The sequence below is a fragment of the Parashewanella sp. 2304DJ23-3 genome, from assembly GCF_056591695.1.
Map to the genome: position 1 here is coordinate 725,591 of NZ_JBWQOH010000001.1, position 23,589 is coordinate 749,179.

Consider the following 23,589-nt stretch of genomic DNA (forward strand, 5'->3'; position numbering starts at 1 on the left):
TTCTTTCGATTCGTTTTAAATATAAAAACAGCTATGTGTTTATTGATCACTTGCTCGTTGCTTCATCACCATTTCTGGATCGAGTAAAATACTTGAATCCACGACAGTTGAACGACTTCTCAGCAAACTATCTGAACTATGTTTTTGAGATACTCGACCAGTATTATCACGGGTTCGAACTGTTCTAGAGGTTAAAACGGTTTTTCTTCTTTCGTTATGTTCAGGAGGTTCCCCGTCATAATCATATGTGAATGTAAGCCTTCTAGGCAACTCTGGTGGAAATGCATTTAATTTGCTATAAAAGCCTGCGCTCTCTTCACTTCCCTCTAAAGGTAACACCCCAAAATGCTTATGGAAAAACACATCTGCATTAGCATCATTACTTTTAATATCTAAAAAATCGATATCTTCAAAATTTTCAACCTTCAAATTTGATACTCCCGTGATATCTACATTTTCAAAGGTTGAGTCACTAAATTTAACTGTAGCTAAGTTGCATCCTTTAAATGAACACCCTATAAACGTACAACCTTCAAAATCTACGTTATCAAGATCCACTCCTTCAAAGTTAACATTAACAAATGGTGTATTTCTCCATTTTAGATTTTTAAGCTTTAGTCCTTGAAGGTTATTTTTCGGCAATTGAGTATTATCCATCTCACAATCATCAATCGTAAGATCAAGCTTTCTACATTCACCGAATTGAGCATTCGTTAAATTTAGCCCTGTGAAAACACAACCATCAAATTTAGAGAGTGTAAACTGAGCTCCAGTTAAATCACCTTTAGTCCAAGTTGTATCAATAAACTGATTATTCATAAGCTTGGCAGCTTTCGCAGAGCACTCGTCAAACTTAATTTTTTTCACTTTTGAATTTGTCAACTGACAAGAATCTAAACAGCACTTTTTCAGGTTTACACGATCACCTTCTCCACCCCATTGAGTTTGAACCATCTTTGCATCAGTCAAGTCAAGAGCTGAAAATTTAGGTTCAAAGATAATAGCTTGATTCAAATTAGCTCTAGATAAATCCCCTCCTTCCCATGTTAATCGGTCTAAGGAGGAACCTTTCAAATTAACTTCGACTGCAGAAGTACTTCTTATTTTAAGCAGAGTTAATTTTGATTTCTGTAACTCACATCTATCAAATTTTGATTCAGTAATTTGAGCAGCACCGGTATCTTTTTTTGTAACGTCATCTTCGCTGATTTCAGCATCCTTCATTTTTGAATCAGTAAAGTCTACTTTGTACCACATAGGCGAAATGATAATTGAACCATTAAGGACTGCTTCGACAAAGGTGCTTTCACCAATTGCAGTATTGATAAATTTTGCTTTTTTAAATTCACAACAATTAAAATTTGAAGCACTAATTGAACACTCTCTAAAAACCACTGAATCAGACTCTGTAGCCATGAAGTTCGCCCTGTTTAGGGAAGTAGTTTCAAGGGTGAGGCTATCGAAAGAAGAGGAGTGTCCGTCTAAAACAATAATATTTACTTTGCCTAGTTGAATATTTTTCTGCACCTCTCCATTCAACTTAATATTCGTAAATCGGTATTGAGAATCAGGTAAATATGGACCTTCCTTTGTTTCTAACGCCAATGCTTCCTTATAATCTGATATTGCTACTGTTTGTTTAGCGTAAGCTTTTTTTAGGTCTTCACAACTAAAAACTGTTAGCTCAATAGATTGTTCATCATCTTGTTTCAAAAAAAACTGCATTACAGATTCATTAGCTGAAGAACCTCTTAAAAAACAATACAGCTTAGCTTTATACAAAGGCGCATTGGAAAAAGAGCTACCTTTAAATTGTTGTAGACGTTGCAGCCAATCTTGTTTGAGTATCTGGCATTCAACTTTTTCTGCATCGTAACCATTCAGGGTGCCACATGGCTCAGCAAGCCAAGTTGGCTGCTCCAGATTTAACCTATGTTTACAACCACTGTCGTGAACGAACACCAAGCTAAAAGAGATGGCGTCACCTCAAAATAAGTAAATGTTATACTTTTCACACTACCTATTTATATCAGTTATATAAATAAACATTAATAAAATGTAATCTTTGAACGCTAGAGGCCGTTCCCAATTAACGATTTCGATTTGCTGTTGTAGATTTTTTGTTTATTCAATACGACGAATGTGAGGTGTAGTTGCTCTACATAAGCATTCGGCAACACAGAAGAAACGAAAAATATACACAGCCCTTCGGGTTACGCCTAAAATTGGCAAACTCTTCGTTACTCATCTTTCATTTAGCTCACTAAACTTCTATCTTCGTGCCTTGAGTTTGCCAATTTTAGGCAGTAACAAATCGAAATGACTAATTGGGAGCGGCCTCTAACCATTCAACTCAGTTACATATTTTTTCAATTCTCATTTTGCAATTTCCTCTCCTCAAAAGTAGGCTACTGGCAAAAGGAGAATACAATGAACAACAGAACCTCAATAGCCTTCGCTATCTCATTTGGCGTCGCTTTATTTACCAGCCCTATTGGCTTAGCGTCCACCAAACCTGAAGCCAAAGTGACTCAACCAGAAACATTTAAAACTACTTCATCGGTAAAAGTTAACGGTGATAAAGTTTCATATAAAACGATTGCTGGCGGCACTCTTCTAAAGAATGACAAGCAAGAGCCTGTGGCAAATATGTTTTCAACAACGTATTTGCGAACTGATGTGAAGAACACAGGAAAGCGACCAGTCACATTTGTTTTTAACGGCGGTCCTGGTTCTGCATCCATTTGGTTGCACCTCGGCATATACGGCCCAAAACGGGTTGAAGTTCCCGCTGGCGCCAAAGATGACGGCGCAGCACCATATAAACTGGTAAAAAATGAGTACTCACTATTAGATGTAACTGATTTAGTGTTCATTGACCCTGTTGGAACGGGTGTAAGTCATGTTGTTGGAAAAGGTAAAAATGAAGATTTCTGGGGCGTAAAACAAGACGCACAATCTATTGCCCAATTCATTAAATTGTGGCTAACAAAGCATAACCGCTGGAACTCTCCTAAATACCTTGCTGGCGAGAGCTATGGTACTGCCCGTGCAGCTGCTGTCACTCAAGAGCTTCAAGGTGGGTGGACGGATGTATCACTCAATGGTGTGATGTTAATTTCATCAATTCTTGACTTCACTCATGCTCGTTATCAACCAGGAAATAATCAACCTTACCTCGCATTTTTACCAACTATGGCCGCAACAGCGTTTTATCACGGTAAAGTGTCAATGGATGATAAAAAACTAGGGTTAGAAGCGTTTGTTGAACAATCACGTCAATTTGCACTTAATGACTATGCAACCGCCCTTGTGAAAGGAAACCGCTTACCTTCAAACGAAAAAACACAGGTTATAAAGGAGCTTGCTCGTTTCACGGGCTTAAAAGAATCCTACTTGAATGCTGTGAACTTAAGAGTAAATGCCTTTCGTTATGAAAAGGAGCTGTTAAGAGAACAACATAAAACAGTCGGTCGCTTGGACAGCCGTTTTATCGGTAACGATTACGATTCTGGTGGAGAGCGTTTTGATGCAGATCCTTCAGGCTACGGTATCGATGGCGCTTATACTGCGGCGATTAACCATTACTTAGCAAACGATTTGAACGTCAAATTAGAACGTCCTTTTACAGTGCTTTCGAGTGATGTTTTCCGAAAGTGGGATTGGAAGATTGGAAGAAGCATGAGCTTTGTCAATGTTGCACCTTACCTTGGAAAGGCTCAACGTGAGAATAGCCAGTTTAAGATTTTTGTTGCTAACGGTTATTACGACTTTGCAACGCCATTCTTTGGTACTGAAAACACCATATCTAGCAATGGCATCGATCCAAGTCGAGTTGATATGAAATACTATGAAGCAGGCCATATGATGTACATTGAACCAGCTGAACTAAAACAACTTTCTGAAGACTTACGCGCATTCTACAAATAGCCTACGTTATTTTTCAGAGCTTTTAGTTTAAAAGCTCTGAAAAACCTGCTTAATAACAATTTCAGTTATATTAATTTCTTATTTCTACTTTGAGTTTTCCGAGCTTAGAACCTAGTCTGAGTATGAGGAGAACTTTATGATTACACGTAAATTAACTGCATTAGTTTCACTGTTTATCTTGCTTGTTTCACCCATTTCTTTTGCACATGACAAACCTAAGGTCAAAGCGCCGATTGCGAGCCCTGTCATGGTAACAACTCAGCACTCGGCAAAAATACATGGTAAAAAAGTAGAGTACAAAGCCATCGCAGGCGGCACGATTTTAAAAAATGACAAGTTAGAGCCCGTTGCAAATCTATTTTCCACAACCTACCTTCGAACCAATGTAAAAAACAAATCAAACCGTCCAGTAACATTTATCTTTAATGGTGGTCCTGGCTCTGCCTCTCTCTGGTTACATATGGGGTTATTTGGCCCTAAACGAGTTGTTCTCCCTGCTGGAGGAAAGAACGCTGGGGCGGCTCCCTTTAAAATGGTCGACAATCAATATTCATTATTAGATATGACCGATATGGTGTTTATCGATCCCATCGGCACCGGTGTAAGTCACGTTGTCGGCAAAGGGAAAAATGAGGATTACTGGGGTCTTCAACAAGATGCGAATTCGGTAGCCAAATTTATAAAACAATGGCTTACTCAAAATAATCGTTGGAATTCTCCCAAGTACCTTGCTGGTGAAAGTTACGGGACAACTCGTGCAGCCGCAGTAACTCAAGCTCTTCAAGGTGGCTGGCAAGGTGTTACCTTAAATGGTGTCACCCTGTTATCTACGGTTCTTGATTTCAATCAGCTTCTCTATCAACCAGGCAATAATTTACCTTACATAAATTACCTACCTTCAATGGCCGCTGCCGCTTTTTACCATGACAAAATTTCGCCTGAAGATAAAAACATGGGGTTAACGGCTTTTGTGGAAAAAGCACGTCAGTTTGCCATTACTGATTACGCTCTTGCTTTAATGCAAGGTAGTCGTCTCGAATCCAACAAGAGACAACGTATTATCAGTGATCTTGCACGTTTTACAGGTTTAAAAGAAAGCTATGTTGATGCCGTAAATTTACGAGTCAGTGCTGATAGATATGAAAAAGAGTTATTAAGAAGCCAACGGAAAACCATCGGACGTTTTGATAGCCGCTTTGTAGGTACTGACTATGACGCAGGTGGTGAATACTTTGACAATGACCCTTCAGCTTACGGCTTGGTTGGTGCTTTTACTGCGGCATATAATACCTATTTGACCAACGATCTTAAAGTGAACTTAAAAAGACCATTTGTGGTGATTTCTGAAAAGGCCAATGTTCAATGGCAATGGAATAATCCTCACAATCCGCAGCAAAACGTAAATGTTGCGCCCTACATCGGTAGAGCTCAAAGGGAGAACAGCCAATTCAAACTGTTTATTGGTAATGGCTATTACGATTTTGCGACACCATTTTTTGGCACCGAGAACACCATTGCTGACAATGGCATTGATATGAAGCGAGTTGAAATGAAGTATTACAATGCAGGCCATATGATGTACATCAATCAGCCATCTCTCATCCAACTCACCAAAGATTTAAGAGCCTTTTACAAGAAATAATCTTGGCGACCTTCATTTGCTTTATTCTCTCATAGCAAATGGAGGTCTACTTGTTATAATCGGCTTCTCTAAAAACAAATAATTATCTTTTTTATGTCTTTTTCAGTTTGGATTGGGCTTTTTGCCATTTGCTGCTTGGGAGCCATATCTCCAGGCCCTTCTCTGGCAATGGTGATCCGACATACAGTCGGTGGTAGCCGTTTACATGGTATTGTGTGTGCGTGGGCGCATTCTTTAGGTATTGGCATTTATGCATTATTGACCTTATTCGGCCTAGCCATTGTTTTAAAACACTCTCCAATAATATTTAACAGTATTGCAATTTTTGGTGCCCTTTACTTAGCATGGATGGGAGTCAAAGCGATACAGTCGAAAGGAGGCATGCAGCAAAAGCTAGCTGGCGGTGATAAAACAAGCCTGTGGAAAGCAGCAAGAGATGGCTTAGCAATATCTTTATTTAATCCTAAAATCTTACTCTTCTTTTTAGCACTGTTTAGTCAATTCGTTCGAGATGCCAGTGACCATACAGGTCAAGCACTCATTGTATTAACCCCTTTAGTAACAGATGGGCTTTGGTACACCATTATTGCTGTCGTGCTATCACACTCCGCTGTATTACCTAAATTACAAGCCAAAGCTTCACTCATTGATAAGCTTTCCGGTCTCGTTTTATTGGCTCTTGCAGCCCGTGTGATTCTAACTTTGGAGTTTTAATCATGCCTACAAACTCGTGGAAGCCATTCATTCAACACGAAGCTGAGCAAACGTATTACCAAGAACTACAACAGTTCTTACAACAAGAGCATTCAGCAGGGAAAGTCATTTTCCCACCACAAGACGATGTGTTCAATGCATTCAAATTAACAGCATTAGAAAATGTAAAGGTAGTGATCTTTGGGCAAGATCCTTATCACGGCCCTAATCAAGCGCATGGCCTATGCTTTTCAGTCAATAAAGGTGTAAAAACCCCGCCCTCTTTAGTGAATATTTATAAGGAACTCTCAACAGATATCCAAGACTTTGAGATCCCTGATCACGGTGACTTACGCTCTTGGGCGCAACAAGGTATTATGATGCTCAATACAGTGTTGACGGTTGAACAATCTAAAGCTCATTCTCATGCGGGAAAAGGCTGGGAAACTTTCACTGATAAAGCATTGGAAATGCTTAACCAACAGCAGCATCAGATTGTATTTTTGCTCTGGGGCAGCCATGCCATTAAAAAAGCTGCAAAGATCACAAATCCTGTGCATAAAATCCTGCAAGGTCCACACCCTTCGCCGCTTTCTGCCTATCGTGGCTTTTTTGGTTGTCGTCATTTTTCACAAGCTAATCAATTACTCATTGAAGCAGGACAACAACCGATAAACTGGCAAGTCTAAGTTTATATTTCAGCTAAAAAGGCAAACTAGACATATAGCTTGCCTTTTTAATCACAACGCTCTCCCAATTTGCCACCTAACATTCTCACTCTTGGCGTTTTTCCTTTCGCAATGTCATCTAAAAAGCACTGTGCTTGATGTTTTAATTCTGAATACTGAAAAAACACATAATGGCCTGATTTATTTTTGTCTTCGGGTAAACGTATTTCAATGTTTGTTTTGCCATTACTCATGTTGGCTTCTGCAGGCAAAGATGTAATATTTCCGCCGTAGAGATTTATCGTCGGCAAATAACGATTCGATTCAGATAACCCTGAAATATCCTGACCACCTAAATCAGGCATCAATGCCCGTAAATATTTTTTCTGTGCATCCATTTGCACGTTATCGTCATAGAAACCGTTAAAGCTCAATGTACTAGGTAATGCACCATACTTTTCCGGTTGTTGTCTTTTATCAGCAAGCCCATATACAAAGTCAGCACTGCTCATCACGCTGGAACTCAGTGCATATAAAGGGTGAAAGGGGTTATTAGTAACCGCACTCGACTTAGTCCAAAAAAACAGAGGAGCCAGTTTTTCACCGAGTTCTTTTTGACCTGACGTAGCGGCATATCCCATTGCGGTAGTTAGCCCAACACTTCCAACACCAGAAGGAATATAGGCACTAAATGGTTTAGGATCAGCTGCGACTTCCATTCCAGTGATAAAAGAACCTAATGATTGACCTTGAGCAACTTGTTTATCTGAATCAAAGAATACGTTGCTGACATGCTCATCAAGACCATTGTCATTGCACAAATTAGGTGAGATCGTTAACTTGCTTATCATCCTGCGAAATAGAATTTGCTCCATCATCATTTGATTCAAATTATCTCGCATGGCTCTCGGATTAAGAATATTGTATGTCGCAAGATTAAGTGTAAGGCCTGAAAAATGTTTAAGAACCTTATTGATAATCGGACGGCTGGCTTGATCATCAGCTCCCATATGTCCACCCATTGAAGCTGTAGCCCAATGAGCCATACCAGCTATTTGAGCAACATTTCCTTGTCGAGTTAACTTACCGCTTTTATCTGTGTAGCCACGTTTGTATACCTGTGAAGCCTTTCCACCAGTACCATGATCATAAAATACAATTGGGTATCCCGATGCTGGCATCTCAGATTTTGGTATTGTGATGTAAAAAGGCGTTTGACGATAATGATCAATAACAGGTTTACCATCATTATCAAACGTTATGGTACCGCCATTGAGTGCTAACACATATGGAAATAAGCCACTTTGGAACTCTGGAACATTCCACGTTCCTTTTAAAATACAAACGTTATCAGCGCTCTTAATAAAAGATAAGTTGCCATTAGATTTGGGCGTTGGCAGTTCACTGACTTTTTTAGCTAGGTATCTCATTTTGGATGCTGGATCGCCAGTCGTCCAAACCGTTGCTCCAAGAATAGTATCGTACTCAACAGACTTATCTTTTAAATAGTTGGCTAGAGCACGATATGAACGAAGAGCTTTATATACTCTATCTTGATCTAATGTTGTTAATTCAATTTTGGGGATTTTCCCATTCAAAACTTCTTGCAATAGTTGATCATGGCTCACTTCATCATTTGAGTTGATATCTTTTGTGACGATCAATGCGTATTTTGTATTTGCAGATAGAAACTTACCCACTGGTAAAATTTGTAAAAGGTTCTTAGGTCGGTAAGCATCATTCTCTGTCGTTATTTCCACTTTAATGGGCAAATGAAGGCCATAATCCGGTGAGTTCTTATCAATATCGATTAACTGCACACTCGAAGCACTTTTTAAACTGTCATTGGCATCTGTCGGCAATCGCAGTGAGTTCGACGCAACATCACCAATAAGATGCATATATATAGGCATATCTGGAGTAAATCCAAAATCAGCTTTATCAGCAGACTTGACATACTCACGTACAATGGGATTTAGCTGCATTGGAAAGTCGTCAAAAGACACATTGCTTCCTTGACGGTTAATGTCGTTTGGAAAACCTACATCGTAAAAAGACCAGTGCGACTTATGCTTTGATAAATCAAAAGCAATTTGAGCTTGTGCCCAAGAAGAGGAGCTAAAAGCTAATAAGATAGTTGCTAGAACCAATGAGCGCATAGATAAACCGATTAATCTTGAATAAGATTCAAACAATTTATCTAAAAGTGTTTTAAGTTAATAACAAAAAAAGAGGGAGATTCAACTTCTATTAAGCTTGGTAGATCGGTAAAAATACTGATCTACCAATAAAAGGGCATTACTTCTTACGATTCGCAGACATTTTAGCTAAACCTAATAATGCATCTTTATATTCACTCTCTGGCACTATTGATAAAGCTTGTATCGCTTTTTCAGCTTCTTCTTCTGCACGTTTTTGTGTGTAATCAAGCGCACCAGTTCTCTCAAGTGCAGCGAGTATTTGATCGATCACTTCCGTTCCGTCGGCATTTTCGATCACACCTTTAATTAACGCTTTTTCTTCATCATTACCATGAGCCAGTGCGTAAATAAGTGGCAATGTTGGCTTACCTTCGGCTAAATCATCACCGATATTTTTCCCTAGCTCGTCTGCATCAGCGGTGTAATCCAGTAGATCGTCTGCGATCTGAAACGCTGTTCCTAAATACTTTCCGTACTCACCAAGTGCTAATTCGATCGATTCGTCAACGTCAGCCAAAACGCCACCAAGTTGAGTCGCAGCTTCAAATAAACGTGCCGTTTTACAGTAAATGACACGCATATAATTATCTTCACTGGTATCAGGCTCGTTCAAATTCATTAGCTGCATCACTTCGCCTTCAGCAAGCACGTTTGTGGTATCTGCTAGAATTCTAAGAACTTTTAAACTGTTCAACTCTGTCATCATTTGGAATGAACGAGTATAAAGGAAGTCACCGACCAATACCGACGCACTATTACCAAACATTGCATTTGCCGTTTGGCGACCACGGCGCATAGTTGATTCATCGACGACATCATCGTGCAATAAAGAAGCGGTGTGAATAAACTCAACGATCGCAGCGAGCTTTAAATGATCGCTACCTTTATAGTCTACCGATTTAGCCGCAAGAACGGATAAAAGCGGTCTTAGTCTTTTACCGCCACTATTGACAATATAAAACCCAAGTTGATTTATTAATGCGACATCTGATTCTAATTGTTTATAAATCAGCTGATTAACATTTTGCATATCAGCGTCAGTTAAAGCACGAATGGCGTTCAAATCCATAGTAGACTCTGGTTATTTGAGATAATTTTGTGATTACCTCGAGTTAAAACATAAATTAACAAGATTTTACCTAAAAATAGCCAAGTTAACAGCATTTGCTATGTATTCATTTCAACTCATCAGATGTTTTGTATTCTTTGCTATTTAATACTTGCCAGTATCTCATTCTTAGCGTAGAATCCGCGCCCATTGTCATTAAAAATTTTTGTAGCACTCGCACGCAAAATATATGCTGTGATGTGTTAAAGATCTCGGAGTGAAATAGCTATGTACGCTGTTTTTCAAAGTGGCGGAAAGCAACACAGAGTTGCTAAAGGTCACGTTGTACGTTTAGAAAAATTAGAAGTTGCTACTGGCGAAACAATCGAATTTGATAAAGTTCTTTTAGTTGCTGATGGTGAAAATGTAACAGTTGGCGCACCTTTAATCGAAGGCGGCAAAGTAGTTGCAGAAGTAGTTAACCATGGTCGTGGTGAGAAAGTACGCATTGTTAAATTCAAGCGTCGTAAGCACCATGAAAAACAGATGGGCCACCGCCAGTGGTTCACTGAAGTTAAAATTACTGATATCAACGCTTAATAAGGAGTCTGACTCATGGCACATAAAAAAGCTGGTGGTTCTACCCGTAACGGTCGCGATTCAGAAAGCAAACGCCTAGGTGTTAAGCGTTTCGGTGGCGAATCTGTTCTAGCTGGTAACATTATCGTTCGTCAACGTGGTACTAAATTCCACGCTGGTGTTAACGTTGGTATCGGTCGTGACCACACTCTATTTGCTTTATCTGACGGTAAAGTTAAATTTGAAGTTAAAGGTCCTAAAAACCGTAAATTTATTAGCATCGAAGCTTAATACGCTCGACCGCTTATAATAAATTTAAGCCCTGCCATTGGCGGGGCTTTTGTTTTTCTGACGAAAGAGAATGTATAATCGCTGAACTAACTGTTAAGTTGGTGATGATTTAGCGATTCAGGAGTTAATATGAAATTTGTCGATGAAGCAATCATCAGGGTCGAAGCCGGTGATGGTGGCAGTGGTTGTGTCAGCTTCAGACGTGAAAAGTATGTCCCTGACGGCGGCCCTGATGGTGGCGACGGTGGTGACGGTGGTAGCGTTTATCTTTTAGCAGACGAAAACCTAAATACACTGATTGATTTTCGTTTTGAGCGTTTTCATCGCGCAGAACGAGGCAACAATGGTAGAGGTCGTGACTGTACAGGCGCAGGTGGTGAAGACTTAATACTGAAAGTACCAATAGGTACTCGTGCGACTGACGAAGATACAGGCGAAGGCTTAGGTGATCTTACCCATCACGGACAAAAACTTCTGGTTGCTAAAGGCGGTTTCCACGGTTTAGGTAATACTCGTTTTAAGAGTAGTACTAACCGTGCTCCACGTCAGAAAACATTAGGTACCCCTGGCGAAGTACGCAACTTACAGTTAGAACTTATGTTGTTGGCTGACGTTGGTTTACTAGGTTTGCCTAATGCTGGTAAATCGACTTTTATTCGCTCAGTATCCCGTGCAACACCTAAAGTCGCCGATTATCCTTTCACGACATTAGTTCCTAACTTGGGTGTGGTCAATCCACGTGCAGGTCAGAGCTTTGTGATTGCGGACATTCCAGGCTTGATTGAAGGCGCAGCAGATGGTGCAGGGCTTGGTATTCGCTTTTTAAAGCATTTAGAACGTTGCCGAGTATTACTCCACGTTATTGATATTGCGCCGATCGATCAAAGCGATCCCGTTGAAGCTGCGACATCAATATTGGCGGAACTCGATAAATATTCTCCAAAGTTGGCGTCTAAGCCACGTTGGTTAGTTATCAACAAAACTGATTTAATGTTAGAAGAAGAGCTGGACGAACAAATTCAGCGCCTCACAGATGCATTAGATTGGGATGATAAAGTTTATAAGATCTCAGCTTATAATCGTGAAGGCACATCTGAACTTGCACTGGAGCTTTTGGACTTCATTCAAAGCTTACCTGCAGAGGAAGAAGCACCAGATCCTGATGCTGAAGTTGAATTCAAGTGGGATAACTACCACAGTAATACTTCAGCCGACGATCTTGATGACGATCTCGATGACGAAGATTGGGATGAAGATGAATACGACGTAGAAGTTTTCTACGAACGTTAATCACCGTTATTTAACTAAGAGAGCTATTCAGCTCTCTTTTTGTTTCAAGAGCAGTAACCTTGGAAAACCAAACTCATATTACCCGCCTAACAGCACGTGTAGCGCAGCTGCTGCTTGCATATGGTGCAGAGTCAGAACTTGTTGAAGAGATAAGTCAGAGACTCGGTATCGCACTTGGATTGAGCAGTGTCGAGCTCTCCATTTCATCAAACTCACTCGTACTCACCAGTATTGCAGACGATAATTGCATTACCACCACACGTCGTATGCGTGCTCATGGACTAAATATGACCATCGTCTATGAGCTACAAAAGATCTGTATTAAGGCCGAAAGAGGCATTTATGGATTGGTTCACGTAGAAAAGCATTTGAATAAGCTTAAAGTGAGATCGTATCCATCTAAAGTTTTGATCCCAATGATCGGTTTATCTTGTGCTTGCTTTTGCCATTTGTTTGGTGGTGATTTGGGTGCGACGATTATGACGTTCTTAGCGTCTTCAGCAGGAATGGCTTTAAGAGTATTTATGGCCAAAAAGCATTTCAATTTATTGGTCAATTTCCATTTCACAGCGTTACTTATCACTGTTGTCGCTCAACTTGCTAATATTAAGGGGGTCAGCAATACCCCCGAGCTTGCAGCCGCTGCGAGTGTTTTACTCTTGGTTCCGGGCTTTCCGCTTATCAATGCTATGTCTGACATGATTAAAGGTCATATGAATGTAGGTATTGCCCGCTGGGGACAAGCTACCATCTTAACGGTCTCTTCCGTGATAGGCATTACTATTGGTATTCAAATCGGTCAGTTTATCGTGGGGCTAGCCTAATGGAATTAATCGTAGACTTACTGGATGATGCATTTTTCTCCGCCATTCCTGCCGTTGGCTTTGCAATGGTTTTTAATGTACCAAGACGCTTTTTAATCCATTGTGCATTCACCGGTGCTTTTGCTCATGCACTTCGTACGTTTTTACTGCATCAAGGCTTAGCGATTGAATGGGCAACCTTTGCTGCTGCGGCTTTTATTGGTTTTACAGCCATAATATTCGCAAAAAGACATTTCGCCCCACCTCTTATGCTGGCCGTAGCGGCCAGTATTCCTATGCTACCAGGTGTTTTTGCTTTTAATACTGTTACGGCACTCATACAACTCACGGCACAATCACAGGTCAGCCATGAGCTAACAGACTCCGTTATCACTAATGGCCTGAAAACTGTTTTCATCGTTGCTGCTTTAGCTGGCGGACTAGCTATGCCACAATTACTCTTTTTCCGTACTCGACCAATAATCTAACAACAGGGAAATTATGAAGATCTCAATGATTGCCGCCATGACAGTAAACCGCGTGATTGGCAAGGATAACCAAATGCCGTGGCACTTACCCGAAGACTTAAAGCATTTTAAAGCATCTACGATGGGTAAGCCGATTGTAATGGGTCGTAAAACATTTGAGTCTATTGGTCGTCCGCTTCCCGGTCGTCATAATATTGTAATTACACGTCAGCCTGAGTTTTCAGCGGAAGGAATAACAACAGTTTCAAGTTTTGAAGAAGCTAAAAATGCAGCGGGAAAAGTTGAAGAGATTGCCGTCATTGGAGGTGGTCAACTTTATAAGCAGTTATTGCCAGTTGCAGACAAACTTTACCTCACATTAATCAATATTGATGTTGTTGGTGACACTTATTTCCCTGATTGGGACGATGGCTCTTGGCAACAGGAATGTTGCGAAAATGGTATAAGTTCTAACGGAATTGAATATAGCTTTATCAATTATGTAAAAAAATGTTAAATTAACACTGTTTTTCTGTCGCTATATTATAAAAATATCTTATAAAACCATCGGAAAGGAGCATCAGATGCGAAGCCTTATTCTCGCAGGAACAGTTCTGATTGCCACATCAATTGTGGTCCCTACAAAAGCCCAAGCTAACGAACAGCTTTTTATCAGTGTTTGCGGGTATGTTAAAGCAAACGATAAAAGTAAATTACGTAAGAAGTTAAAAGAGGGTCGTGTGACTCTTCGTAACATCTACACAGATCTTAAATGTAACGGTGAAAACTTACTGCAAACTGCCTATACCAGTAGTGCAAATGAAGTAGGAGAATTCATCGTTAAACGCGTTTCATCAAAAGCACTTAAAACAAGTGGCATTTACGACTGGGCTAATGGCAATGGCCACAGCTCAAGCCCGATTACAGTCGCATTAAAGTCAAAATTAAAGCTGTAAGTAAATTCTAGGGGCTGTTGATCTTTCGTGATTATTTTTGCAGCGATAAATTGGTTATTTTATGCAAGGCAGAGCTTGTGCGGTTTGGTTATTACCGACATATAAAACTGTCGTTACTTCGTTTCCAAATAAACAAGCGATAACGCAGTAGAAATGACCAATTTGCGCTGTCTTCGATGCTTTTTAGCGTTCACTGTTCTGTGTTGTGACCAGCTTACTTAGATGACTAAGCTTCACTGCTCACGCCTGGAACAGGTAAACGCTAAAATAGCACAAAATTTAATCCTGAAAGATCAACAGCCCCTAATAATGCCGCTTATTATAGCGGCATTATTGTTCTCATTATTCATCGTTCAAGCTGGTTCAGCTGTACCTACTCATTAACTGCTCAACATCAGACACCATTTCTTTATTTTTTATTTGTGGCACTTTTCCAGGTGCAATCTGAGGTTTCACGATGGCAATTTTTTCACCTTGAGGCGAGACTAGCGTCATCGTCGCACTATGGGTGATTTGATAATTTTTTCCTTCACCAATTAACGAATAAGCCATCCCTAAGTTTCGAGTTAGAGGCAATAATTGTTTTTGCTCCCCTGTGACGGCAATAAACTTTTTATTGAAGAACGAAGTGTATTGCTTGAGCTTATCTGGTGTATCCCGGTTTGGATCCACTGAAATAAAAACGACTTGGAAGGGTTCATCTTTGATCAGTTTAGGATAAGCAGCAGCAAGCTTTGTCATTGCCGTTGGGCAAATATCTGGACAAGATGTGTACCCAACAAAAAATAGTGTCCATTTCCCTTTTAGGTTCGAATTATCAAATTTATGACCGTATTGATCTGTCAGCTTAAAAGGAATGACAGGTGTCTTATTCGGATATTCTGCAGTAGTCAACAAATGTAACGGTCGATGCTGATAGTAATAAGATGCATAGCCACCGAAGCTCGCAAAAAGCACTAGAGTAAGAGTAAATAGTATCGATTTTTTCACAGCAAAATAGCTCCTATTGTTAAATACTTAGGCACTCACATTAAACGTAGTGATCCACCAGCAGCAAAACAAACAGCAACATCAAATGGTAGATTGAGAAAGTAAATACTTTCATTGCACGGCCTTCTGTATCTGCATATTTTAATAGCCAAGCTTGATAGAAAAATAATGCACTGAGGACGGATGCCCCAACCAAGTAAATATCACCTGACATTCCCACCGCTACAGGCATTAAACACGCAAGTCCAAGAAGCACGGTATACAGTAAAATATAAGTTTTCGTGAATGCTTCACCGTGAGTAACAGGTAAAACAGGAATATCGGCTTTAGTGTATTCAGATTTTTTAGCGATAGATAGCGCCCAAAAATGTGGCGGTGTCCAAAGAAAAATTATGATGACTAACAAAAATGCGTTGTTGTCTAAGTGCCCCGTAATTGCGGTCCATCCTAATAATGGTGGCATTGCTCCAGCCAGTCCGCCAATGACGATATTTTGTGACGTCGCTCGTTTCAAGTACATGGTGTAAATCACCGCATAACCAATCAAACTGAAAAGCGTAAGCCAAGCCGTTAATGAGTTAACCCACTCAAATAAAATAACAAAACCTAGGATTCCAATCGCAAATGCAAACGTGGTCGCTTTTATAGCGGATATTCTATGGTTAGGTAACGGACGACCGCTCGTTCGCCCCATGATAGCGTCGGTTTTTCGGTCTATCACATGATTAAACGTCGCTGCGGATGCAGACATCAATGCAATACCAATGAGTCCCAGTAGTAAAGCTTGAACAGGCAGTGCTCCTACAACGGACAAACACATACCGACCACAACAGTAAGAAGCATGAGCGCAACAACTTTAGGCTTGGTCATTTCTAAATAATCACGCCAGACAAAAGTCACAGGTTCAGTTAACGTAATCTCTTTACTCACGATGCGCTCCGAAGCTTAAAATTGATAAAAACCATGATTAACAGCAACAATACGGCACCACCGTTATGTGCCACTGCTACAAAAAGAGGTAATTGAAATAGAATATTGCTCATGCCTAACGAAACTTGCAGCAATAAACACAAACTCAGCCCTATCGCCATTATTTTGCTGCTCGATATATCAAGCCGCCATAAACGATAGCTCAGCGACAACAGCATTACGCTAGTAACCATCGCCCATATGCGATGACACACATGAATTGTCGTACGAGCATCTGCACTTAGCACTCCGAACTCATAGGTTTGATGTTGTCCTTGAAAAGGATTAAATGCTTGCGCAAACTGCAGATGTTGATACCAGCTCCCTTGGCAAATGGGTAATGATGTGCATGAGAGTGCAGCATAGTTTGTTGATGTCCATCCACCAAGAATAATTTGAATAATCAACGCAACTAAAGCCAGTATTGCATGCACTTGTATGCTTGAGTCTACTTTCTCTTCGAAACCGTTAATGGGTGATGTTTTTTGCCGTTGAACGAGATAAATCAATAGTAATAATGCAATCACGGTATAACCGCCTAAAAGATGCGACATCACCACTATCGGCATCAGCTTCATGGTCACCGTCCACATTCCTAGTGCAGCTTGAAATACCACTATCACCGTAAGCAACAAAGCTAATTTTTTAGAGGCTGCCTTGCTTGCCCAAAGATAAATTAAAATAGCAAGTATCAAAGTGCCCAAAGTGCCTGCGAGATAGCGATGGATCATCTCTAACCACGCTTTAGCAGGTTTAACAATTTGACCATTAAACTTTGCCTCAGCTTGTTTAATCAAACTGGGCTGGCTCGGTACAGTGACCTGTCCATAACAACCAGGCCAGTCTGGACACCCTAATCCTGCATTAGATAATCGAGTATAAGCGCCCATTAAGATCACAACGAAAGCAAGCAATATGGCAGCTCTTATAAACCAAGCAAACCGCATTATCCTACCCTCGATAGTTTCAACATTTTGTGTAAATCATTGAGTAACGCACGGCCTTGCATCACTTGTTCATGCTTGTCAGACATTAAATCGTAGCGGGTTACCAGCTTCCCTAACGGATCGACGACTATCATCTGTTGTCTATCCATCTGTTTCGCTATCAATTTGCTGGCAACAGCTTGTGTAAATTTGTATTGACTCATAGCCAAAGCATCTGCACCTTGGTGATGCAAAACGACTGGCGTTACTCGATTTTTGTCTTTGCCCAGCGCCAAGTAGCTCTGGTTGAGAACAAAGAGTTGCTGCTGACACGTTTGTGTGCATTCATCTGGCATCATATAAATCACTTGCCAATGATGAGGTGCAGGGTTTTTCATATTAAGACTTTGGTAAGTCATCGAGTCTGGTAGTAGCTGCCCTTTGTTGGTCACCCCACCTTGATACCAATGCATAGCCAAAAAGAGTTTTGCTAAAACAACAGGTGCAATAAATACCAAAGCCAAAACTAACAACACTCGGGAATTATTTTTTCTTGCTAATTCCAACTTTGCGTCTCCTTATTACTATAAATAAACCAATTACAGCCAGTACTGTTGCCATCGCAAACCACTGAGCGGCATAACCAAAATTTTTGGTTGATGACATCGTTATAGGTCGCCAAGGCTTTAACATCTGCCGACCATCATCAGAATGAAATACTCGCTGTGGCTGCAATGAAAAATCAAAAACTTGATGCCCAAGCAATTGACTGAGTTGCTGATAATTTAAATTTTGAATGCGTAATGGATTACCCTTTTCAGGCAATAATTTATGGCTGAACGGATTTTTTGACGTATGATAAACACGCCCCGAGAAAACCCCTTGCTTATTTATTTTTTGAATTTTTGGTAATCGATTTCGTTCGGCGTAAGCCGTGATAAATCCTAACTCGACAAGTAACCATGGCTGCTTTGGTGATACCTGCATCAGTTGATAAACCATGTAACCCACTTTCCCTTTAACGGTTTGATTATCTAAAAAAATCAAAGGGGTTTGAGTTATCTTTAGCTGTACTTTTGTTTTGCTTCCAGTGAGTGTTTTTGGATCTTTATTTAATATGAGCTGATTAAAATCAACGGTTTGCTGCTGGCGAGTGTAATAAGCTTGCTCAAGCTGCTGTCGCTCATGCCCTCTCGCTAATTGCCAAAAACCTAACCTTACTAATACGCAAAATAGGCCAATGAACAATACATAGCCTGTAAATGGTTTAACGCATCCTTGCCAATGATTCCGTTTTATAATTGCACTAACGTCAGAGCACATATACAAAAACAAACAAACACAGCCACACTACGTCCACAAAATGCCAATACCAACTCCCGGCTTGAAAAGCAAAATGCTGTTCGGGCGTAAAGTGTCCTTTTAATACTCGACAAAACAACACGATGAGAAAAATAGTACCAAGCGTGACGTGCAATCCGTGGAAGCCTGTCAACATAAAGAAAGTATTGCCATAAACGCCGGATTGAAGCGTGAGTCCAATTTCGGTGTAAGCATGGATATACTCTTTCGCTTGAAAAAATAAAAAGCTCATGCCTAGTAAAATGGTGCAGCCTAAACATATAGCCAATACCTTTCGCTTTTTTTGCTCCAAGCTGACATGTGCGAAATGTAATGTAATAGAAGAGGTCAACAGAATAACGGTGTTAACTAAAGGAACACCTAACCAAGGCATCGCTTTGGTTGTTGTGCCCTTTGGCGTCGTTGTTAGCGGCCAATGAGCATGAAACGTTGGCCATAAAACTTGATGTGTCATGGTGCCATCAGCACCACCAAGCCATGGTACAGAGAACATTCTTACAAAAAATAGTGCGCCAAAAAACACACCGAAAAACATGACTTCAGAGAAAATGAACCAACTCATCCCCTGACGAAAGGAAACATCCATTTGCGCAGAATATAAGCCACTCATGGACTCATGAATCACATGCCTAAACCAACCTGTAAGCATAAATAGAATGGTAAAAATACCTGCAACCAATAAATAGATACCGTTATTGGGAGTATGCTTATCCAAACCAATAACAAAATGACCTGCGCCAAATGCAATTAAAAATAAACCCATTGCACCAATGATCGGCCAATGGCTTTGCTCAGGAACATAATACTTCGCATGTGCACTCATCAAATACTCCTAGCTTTTATATTCTGATTCTGGAACTTTATGACTGCCTTGATGTGACTTAATAAAATTTGGGTCTGCATATTCAGGGCTATTCTTTAACACCTCTTTGGTAACGTCGTACAAGGTGTAAGATAATGTAATGGTGTGAATGTCTTTCGGTAATGCCGGATCAATAAAGAAGACAACGGGTAAGTCTTCTTTTGTGTGCCCTTGCAAGGGTTGTTGAGTAAAACAAAAGCACTCCGTTTTATGAAAGTACAATGAGCCTTGCCCAGGTGATATCGATGGAATAGCTTGGGAAATAATTAACTTGTCCGAATTATTTTTAGCATAGAACTTCGCATGCTCCAGCTCGCCGGGATGAACGGTTAGCGTTTTCGTTACCGCAGAAAAGTCATATGGAACGCCAGGGCTAACTTGTGCCATAAACTCAACGTTAATGTTTCTGCTTTTATCAACAACCAGCTCTTTCTCGTATTTCTCAGGTAAGTTAGAGCTGTGACCGTTGATACCAAGCTGTTTGCACATCACGTTATAGAGAGGCACCAAAGCAAACCCAAACCCAAACATACCAATCGCACCGAAGATCAAGTAAATCATCAGTTTTTTGTTGGGACTCATCTTTGAGGTCATATTATTCGACCTCTGGTGGCGTTGTGAAAGAGTGATAAGGTGCTGGGCTTGGTAATGTCCATTCTAAACCCTCTGCACCGTCCCAAGGCTTAGCAGGAGCTTTCTCCCCGCCTCTAATGCACTTGATAACAAGCGCCAAGAACAGTAATTGAGATAAACCAAAGGCAAAGCCACCAATAGAAACGATCTTATTCAAATTCGCAAACTGCAATGCATAATCAGGGATACGTCTTGGCATTCCCGCTAAACCTAAGAAGTGCATCGGGAAGAATAAAACGTTTACCGAGATCACTGAGCACCAGAAATGCCATTTTGCCAAAGTGAAGCTGTACATATTTCCGGTCCACTTTGGTAGCCAATAGTATGCGGCCGCCATGATCGAGAATACCGCTCCCGTAACCAACACATAGTGGAAGTGAGCAACCACAAAATAGGTGTTGTGGTATTGGAAGTCAGCAGGGGTAATCGCTAACATCAAACCAGAGAAGCCACCAATAGTGAACAAAATAACAAACGCTATGGCGAACAACATTGGAGGCTCAAATGAAAGTGAGCCACGCCACATGGTCGCCACCCAGTTAAAGACCTTAACTCCTGTTGGTATTGCAATGATCATGGTGCAATACATAAAGAAAAGCTCAGAGAACAATGGCATACCCGTGGTGAACATGTGATGTCCCCACACAATGAACGATAAGACAGCGATGCTACTTGTCGCATAAACCATTGAAGAATAGCCGAATAATTTTTTACGGCTGAATGCCGGAATGATCGATGAAATCACACCAAAGGCAGGTAGAATCATGATGTAAACTTCTGGATGCCCAAAGAACCAGAAAATATGCTGGAACATAACTGGATCGCCACCACCAGCGGCATCAAAAAAGCTCGTGCCAAAAAACTTATCCGTAAGTACCATGGTCACTACACCCGCTAGAACAGGCATCACTGCAATTAATAAAAATGCTGTAATCAACCATGTCCAAACGAACAACGGTAACTTCATCCAGCTCATACCCGGCGCACGTAAGTTGAATATGGTTACAATGACGTTCATTGCCCCCATGATCGAACTTATCCCCATAATATGAATCGAGAACACAAATAAAGCGGTACTGTCACTGCTGTACTTTGTGGAAAGTGGTGCATAGAAAGTCCAACCAAAGTTAGGACCACCACCCGGCATAAATATGGTACTGAGCAGAATGGCGAATGCGAAAGGCAGAATCCAAAAACTCCAGTTATTCATCCTTGGCAATGCCATATCCGGTGCACCAATCATCATCGGAATGAGCCAATTCGCCAAGCCAGTAAAGGCAGGCATTACAGCGCCAAACACCATGATTAGCCCATGAATCGTCGTCATTTCATTGAAAAGATTCGGCTCTAAAATCACCTTACCAGGTTCAAACAACTCTACCCTGATCAGCATAGCCATTGTGCCGCCAATCAAGAACATGATGAAGCTGAACCAGAGATATAACGTACCGATGTCTTTATGGTTGGTCGTCAAAAACCAGCGCATGATGCCTTTTTTAGGTTGATGAGAATGATGCTCGTCATGATCATGCGATGAAGAGTTAATCGTTTCATTCATTTGTGGATTAAGTGTCGTCATAGCAGCCCCTTACTTCTGTACGTTATGGATATCAGCCGCTTGTACGGCATCACCCATATTGTTACCCCATGAATTCCGTTCATAGGTGATTGCTGCAGCAATCTGCTCGTCCGTTAGCTGCTTACCAAAGGCTTGCATTGCGGTTCCTGGGCGACCAAATTTCACGGTATGGATATGGTTATGTACAGGGCCTGTAGCGGTCTTACTGCCTTTCAAAGCAGGGAACACCCCTGGTAGGCCCATTCCATTTGGCTGATGGCATACTGCGCAATGTGCGGTATAAACATCTGCCCCTTCTTTCATCAGCTGCGCTTTAGTAAGCGTTTTAGACAATGATGCCTTTGCTGCTTGTGCCGCCTGAGATTCAGCCGTCTTCTGAGCCTTAAGCCATTCATCGAACTTCTCCCCCGATACCGCTTTTACGACAATAGGCATAAACCCATGCCCCTTTCCGCACAATTGTGCGCATTGACCACGATAAGTTCCTTCTTGGTCAATTCTGGTCCATGCTTCATTAATGAAACCTGGGTTGGCATCTTTTTGAATAGCAAACGCAGGCACCCACCATGAATGGATCACATCTTCTGAAGTCACGAGAAATCGAATTTTTCGGTGTGTGGGTAACACCAAAGGCTTGTCTACCTCAAGTAGGTAATGCTTACCTTTAGGTTTTTTATTATTTATCTGATCTTGAGGTGTTTTGATAATACTGTAAAAACCGACACCTTTATTAAAGTAGTCATAGTGCCATTTCCATTGAGATCCTGTAATTTTCACCGTTAAATCAGCATTACTGGTGTCATCCATCGTTACCAAGGTTTTGGTTGCAGGTATCGCCATTAAAACCAAGATAACAAAAGGAATAATTGTCCAAGCTAACTCAACTTTCGTACTTTCATGAAAGTTTGCTGCTTTATGACCTTTTGACTTTCGATGATTTAGCATTGCGTAAATCATCACACCAAATACACCTACGCCAATTGCACAACATATGTAAAAAATGGTCATATGAAGCTTATAAATGTCATGGCTAACACCTGTGACACCTGTCGTCATATTCAGTTGTGTAGTTTCAGCAAATATGGAAGATGAGAAAAAAATAGCTAACAATGCGTACCACTTTTTATTCACTCAAAACTCCTTCATTTGTCGGTACAAATAAGGTTAGTACCTAATTTATATTCAAAATTAGGTATACAAATTTAAAGTCCATTGAAAAACTAAAGTGAAGATCCGGAATACTTTAGAAGCATGTGAAAGAAGTGAAAATGTTAGTGTTTGAGACATTAAGCAGATTAAAGTCCCAAAAACCAACATTCTGCGATCGAGCTCACACCGCTCGCGCAGAAGATTACTGGAACTTGATTATTATTTCCTCAAAAAATTGCAAAGATTAACAAGGTTTAATCTTGTTAGATAACATGTTGAAAAACCGTTAATTGTATAGCTTATTCTATTCTTGCTTGATCATTTAAAGATTCTGCAACTAGAGCGGCCAAAGCTATAGAGTTTACTTTAATTTGATAGTCATCGGCTCTCGATGTCACAATCACAGGAGCTGTTGCCGAAATTAAAACACCTCCCACATTACAATCAGCGGTATACGTTAACGTCTTACGCATAGGGTCTGTTGATCTTTCGTGATTGTTTTTGCAGCGATAAATTGGTTATTTTATGCAAGGCAGCGCTTGTGCGGTTT

The 23,589-nt window shown here is 40.6% G+C and carries 23 protein-coding genes and 1 pseudogene; 11 read left to right on the forward strand and 13 right to left on the reverse strand.

Going from position 1 to position 23,589, the window contains the following annotated elements; all coding sequences use genetic code 11:
- Positions 1–39 precede the first annotated feature (39 nt).
- The gene (locus AC1EU2_RS03245) at positions 40–1,713 is read right to left on the reverse strand and encodes a pentapeptide repeat-containing protein (protein WP_480296550.1); all 1,674 of its coding nucleotides are present in this window, start codon (positions 1,711–1,713) and stop codon (positions 40–42) included.
- Between the two features lie 717 nt (positions 1,714–2,430).
- On the opposite strand from AC1EU2_RS03245, the gene AC1EU2_RS03250 reads away from it, so the two are divergent.
- From AC1EU2_RS03250 to ung, 4 genes are all read left to right on the forward strand, one after another.
- A complete protein-coding gene (locus AC1EU2_RS03250; protein ID WP_480296551.1) occupies positions 2,431–3,930 on the forward strand; it encodes a S10 family peptidase in 1,500 nt (499 codons plus the stop codon).
- A gap of 136 nt (positions 3,931–4,066) precedes the next feature.
- A complete protein-coding gene (locus AC1EU2_RS03255) occupies positions 4,067–5,572 on the forward strand; it encodes a S10 family peptidase (RefSeq protein ID WP_480296552.1) in 1,506 nt (501 codons plus the stop codon).
- A gap of 93 nt (positions 5,573–5,665) precedes the next feature.
- Positions 5,666–6,286 carry a LysE family translocator gene (locus AC1EU2_RS03260; RefSeq protein ID WP_480296553.1) on the forward strand — a complete coding sequence of 207 codons (621 nt, stop codon included), beginning with the start codon at positions 5,666–5,668 and terminating at the stop codon, positions 6,284–6,286.
- Positions 6,287–6,288: 2 nt separating this feature from the next.
- Positions 6,289–6,954, forward strand: coding sequence for a uracil-DNA glycosylase (gene ung / locus AC1EU2_RS03265; RefSeq protein WP_480296554.1), 666 nt, complete (start codon positions 6,289–6,291; stop codon positions 6,952–6,954).
- Positions 6,955–7,001: 47 nt separating this feature from the next.
- Here the strand turns inward: ung and AC1EU2_RS03270 are convergent, their stop codons facing one another.
- Complete coding sequence (locus tag AC1EU2_RS03270) at positions 7,002–9,092, reverse strand: hypothetical protein (protein WP_480296555.1); 2,091 nt, start codon at positions 9,090–9,092, stop codon at positions 7,002–7,004.
- A 139-nt stretch (positions 9,093–9,231) separates the two neighbouring features.
- A complete protein-coding gene (gene ispB / locus AC1EU2_RS03275) occupies positions 9,232–10,203 on the reverse strand; it encodes an octaprenyl diphosphate synthase (RefSeq protein ID WP_480296556.1) in 972 nt (323 codons plus the stop codon).
- Between the two features lie 267 nt (positions 10,204–10,470).
- Between ispB and rplU the strand changes: the two genes are divergently transcribed.
- The 7 genes from rplU (at position 10,471) to AC1EU2_RS03310 (ending at position 14,568) form a co-directional block, all read left to right on the forward strand.
- Positions 10,471–10,782 carry a 50S ribosomal protein L21 gene (rplU, locus tag AC1EU2_RS03280; protein WP_480296557.1) on the forward strand — a complete coding sequence of 104 codons (312 nt, stop codon included), beginning with the start codon at positions 10,471–10,473 and terminating at the stop codon, positions 10,780–10,782.
- 15 nt (positions 10,783–10,797) lie between these two features.
- The gene (gene rpmA / locus AC1EU2_RS03285; RefSeq protein ID WP_129948260.1) at positions 10,798–11,052 is read left to right on the forward strand and encodes a 50S ribosomal protein L27; all 255 of its coding nucleotides are present in this window, start codon (positions 10,798–10,800) and stop codon (positions 11,050–11,052) included.
- A 129-nt stretch (positions 11,053–11,181) separates the two neighbouring features.
- Entirely contained in the window at positions 11,182–12,342 is a 1,161-nt protein-coding gene (gene cgtA / locus AC1EU2_RS03290; RefSeq protein WP_480296558.1) for an Obg family GTPase CgtA, read from the forward strand.
- Between the two features lie 59 nt (positions 12,343–12,401).
- Positions 12,402–13,166: a threonine/serine exporter family protein gene (locus AC1EU2_RS03295; protein WP_480296559.1), complete on the forward strand. Its 765-nt coding sequence runs from the start codon at positions 12,402–12,404 to the stop codon at positions 13,164–13,166.
- Entirely contained in the window at positions 13,166–13,633 is a 468-nt protein-coding gene (locus AC1EU2_RS03300; RefSeq protein ID WP_480296560.1) for a threonine/serine exporter family protein, read from the forward strand. Before AC1EU2_RS03295 ends, AC1EU2_RS03300 begins: the two co-directional genes overlap by 1 nt.
- A gap of 13 nt (positions 13,634–13,646) precedes the next feature.
- Positions 13,647–14,129, forward strand: coding sequence for a type 3 dihydrofolate reductase (gene folA, locus AC1EU2_RS03305; RefSeq protein ID WP_480296561.1), 483 nt, complete (start codon positions 13,647–13,649; stop codon positions 14,127–14,129).
- Between the two features lie 67 nt (positions 14,130–14,196).
- Positions 14,197–14,568 (forward strand): DUF3718 domain-containing protein, encoded by a 372-nt coding sequence (locus AC1EU2_RS03310; RefSeq protein WP_480296562.1) that lies wholly within the window; start codon positions 14,197–14,199, stop codon positions 14,566–14,568.
- Between the two features lie 363 nt (positions 14,569–14,931).
- Here AC1EU2_RS03310 and AC1EU2_RS03315 read toward each other — a convergent pair whose 3' ends face one another.
- From AC1EU2_RS03315 to AC1EU2_RS03360, 10 genes and pseudogenes are all read right to left on the reverse strand, one after another.
- The gene (locus AC1EU2_RS03315; RefSeq protein ID WP_480296563.1) at positions 14,932–15,558 is read right to left on the reverse strand and encodes an SCO family protein; all 627 of its coding nucleotides are present in this window, start codon (positions 15,556–15,558) and stop codon (positions 14,932–14,934) included.
- Positions 15,559–15,598: 40 nt separating this feature from the next.
- Positions 15,599–16,489 (reverse strand): heme o synthase, encoded by an 891-nt coding sequence (cyoE, locus tag AC1EU2_RS03320; RefSeq protein ID WP_480296564.1) that lies wholly within the window; start codon positions 16,487–16,489, stop codon positions 15,599–15,601.
- Positions 16,486–17,475 (reverse strand): COX15/CtaA family protein, encoded by a 990-nt coding sequence (locus tag AC1EU2_RS03325; protein ID WP_480296565.1) that lies wholly within the window; start codon positions 17,473–17,475, stop codon positions 16,486–16,488. Before AC1EU2_RS03325 ends, cyoE begins: the two co-directional genes overlap by 4 nt.
- Positions 17,475–18,020: a hypothetical protein gene (locus AC1EU2_RS03330; protein WP_480296566.1), complete on the reverse strand. Its 546-nt coding sequence runs from the start codon at positions 18,018–18,020 to the stop codon at positions 17,475–17,477. Before AC1EU2_RS03330 ends, AC1EU2_RS03325 begins: the two co-directional genes overlap by 1 nt.
- Positions 17,998–18,777, reverse strand: a complete 780-nt coding sequence (locus tag AC1EU2_RS03335) for an SURF1 family protein (RefSeq protein ID WP_480296567.1) — start codon at positions 18,775–18,777, stop codon at positions 17,998–18,000. The genes AC1EU2_RS03330 and AC1EU2_RS03335 overlap by 23 nt, the downstream gene beginning before the upstream one ends.
- Positions 18,767–19,639, reverse strand: coding sequence for a cytochrome c oxidase subunit 3 (locus tag AC1EU2_RS03340; protein ID WP_480296568.1), 873 nt, complete (start codon positions 19,637–19,639; stop codon positions 18,767–18,769). Before AC1EU2_RS03340 ends, AC1EU2_RS03335 begins: the two co-directional genes overlap by 11 nt.
- A gap of 9 nt (positions 19,640–19,648) precedes the next feature.
- Positions 19,649–20,272, reverse strand: a complete 624-nt coding sequence (locus AC1EU2_RS03345) for a cytochrome c oxidase assembly protein (protein ID WP_480296569.1) — start codon at positions 20,270–20,272, stop codon at positions 19,649–19,651.
- A 1-nt stretch (position 20,273) separates the two neighbouring features.
- Complete coding sequence (gene ctaD / locus AC1EU2_RS03350; RefSeq protein ID WP_480297070.1) at positions 20,274–21,869, reverse strand: cytochrome c oxidase subunit I; 1,596 nt, start codon at positions 21,867–21,869, stop codon at positions 20,274–20,276.
- A gap of 45 nt (positions 21,870–21,914) precedes the next feature.
- Positions 21,915–23,021, reverse strand: a pseudogene (gene coxB / locus AC1EU2_RS03355) (cytochrome c oxidase subunit II); the annotation flags it as partial.
- A 317-nt stretch (positions 23,022–23,338) separates the two neighbouring features.
- Positions 23,339–23,512, reverse strand: a complete 174-nt coding sequence (locus AC1EU2_RS03360) for a hypothetical protein (RefSeq protein ID WP_480296570.1) — start codon at positions 23,510–23,512, stop codon at positions 23,339–23,341.
- Between the last annotated feature and the right edge of the window lie 77 nt (positions 23,513–23,589).

Coding starts and splice junctions, on each gene's coding strand:
- AC1EU2_RS03250 (WP_480296551.1), top strand. CDS start 2,431: ATGAACAACAGAACCTCAATAGCCTTCGCTATCTCATTTGGCGTCGCT.
- AC1EU2_RS03255 (WP_480296552.1), top strand. CDS start 4,067: ATGATTACACGTAAATTAACTGCATTAGTTTCACTGTTTATCTTGCTT.
- AC1EU2_RS03260 (WP_480296553.1), top strand. CDS start 5,666: ATGTCTTTTTCAGTTTGGATTGGGCTTTTTGCCATTTGCTGCTTGGGA.
- ung (WP_480296554.1), top strand. CDS start 6,289: ATGCCTACAAACTCGTGGAAGCCATTCATTCAACACGAAGCTGAGCAA.
- AC1EU2_RS03270 (WP_480296555.1), bottom strand. CDS start 9,092: ATGCGCTCATTGGTTCTAGCAACTATCTTATTAGCTTTTAGCTCCTCT.
- ispB (WP_480296556.1), bottom strand. CDS start 10,203: ATGGATTTGAACGCCATTCGTGCTTTAACTGACGCTGATATGCAAAAT.
- rplU (WP_480296557.1), top strand. CDS start 10,471: ATGTACGCTGTTTTTCAAAGTGGCGGAAAGCAACACAGAGTTGCTAAA.
- rpmA (WP_129948260.1), top strand. CDS start 10,798: ATGGCACATAAAAAAGCTGGTGGTTCTACCCGTAACGGTCGCGATTCA.
- cgtA (WP_480296558.1), top strand. CDS start 11,182: ATGAAATTTGTCGATGAAGCAATCATCAGGGTCGAAGCCGGTGATGGT.
- AC1EU2_RS03300 (WP_480296560.1), top strand. CDS start 13,166: ATGGAATTAATCGTAGACTTACTGGATGATGCATTTTTCTCCGCCATT.
- folA (WP_480296561.1), top strand. CDS start 13,647: ATGAAGATCTCAATGATTGCCGCCATGACAGTAAACCGCGTGATTGGC.
- AC1EU2_RS03310 (WP_480296562.1), top strand. CDS start 14,197: ATGCGAAGCCTTATTCTCGCAGGAACAGTTCTGATTGCCACATCAATT.
- AC1EU2_RS03325 (WP_480296565.1), bottom strand. CDS start 17,475: ATGCGGTTTGCTTGGTTTATAAGAGCTGCCATATTGCTTGCTTTCGTT.
- AC1EU2_RS03335 (WP_480296567.1), bottom strand. CDS start 18,777: ATGTGCTCTGACGTTAGTGCAATTATAAAACGGAATCATTGGCAAGGA.
- AC1EU2_RS03340 (WP_480296568.1), bottom strand. CDS start 19,639: ATGAGTGCACATGCGAAGTATTATGTTCCTGAGCAAAGCCATTGGCCG.
- AC1EU2_RS03345 (WP_480296569.1), bottom strand. CDS start 20,272: ATGACCTCAAAGATGAGTCCCAACAAAAAACTGATGATTTACTTGATC.
- ctaD (WP_480297070.1), bottom strand. CDS start 21,869: ATGAATGAAACGATTAACTCTTCATCGCATGATCATGACGAGCATCAT.
- AC1EU2_RS03360 (WP_480296570.1), bottom strand. CDS start 23,512: ATGCGTAAGACGTTAACGTATACCGCTGATTGTAATGTGGGAGGTGTT.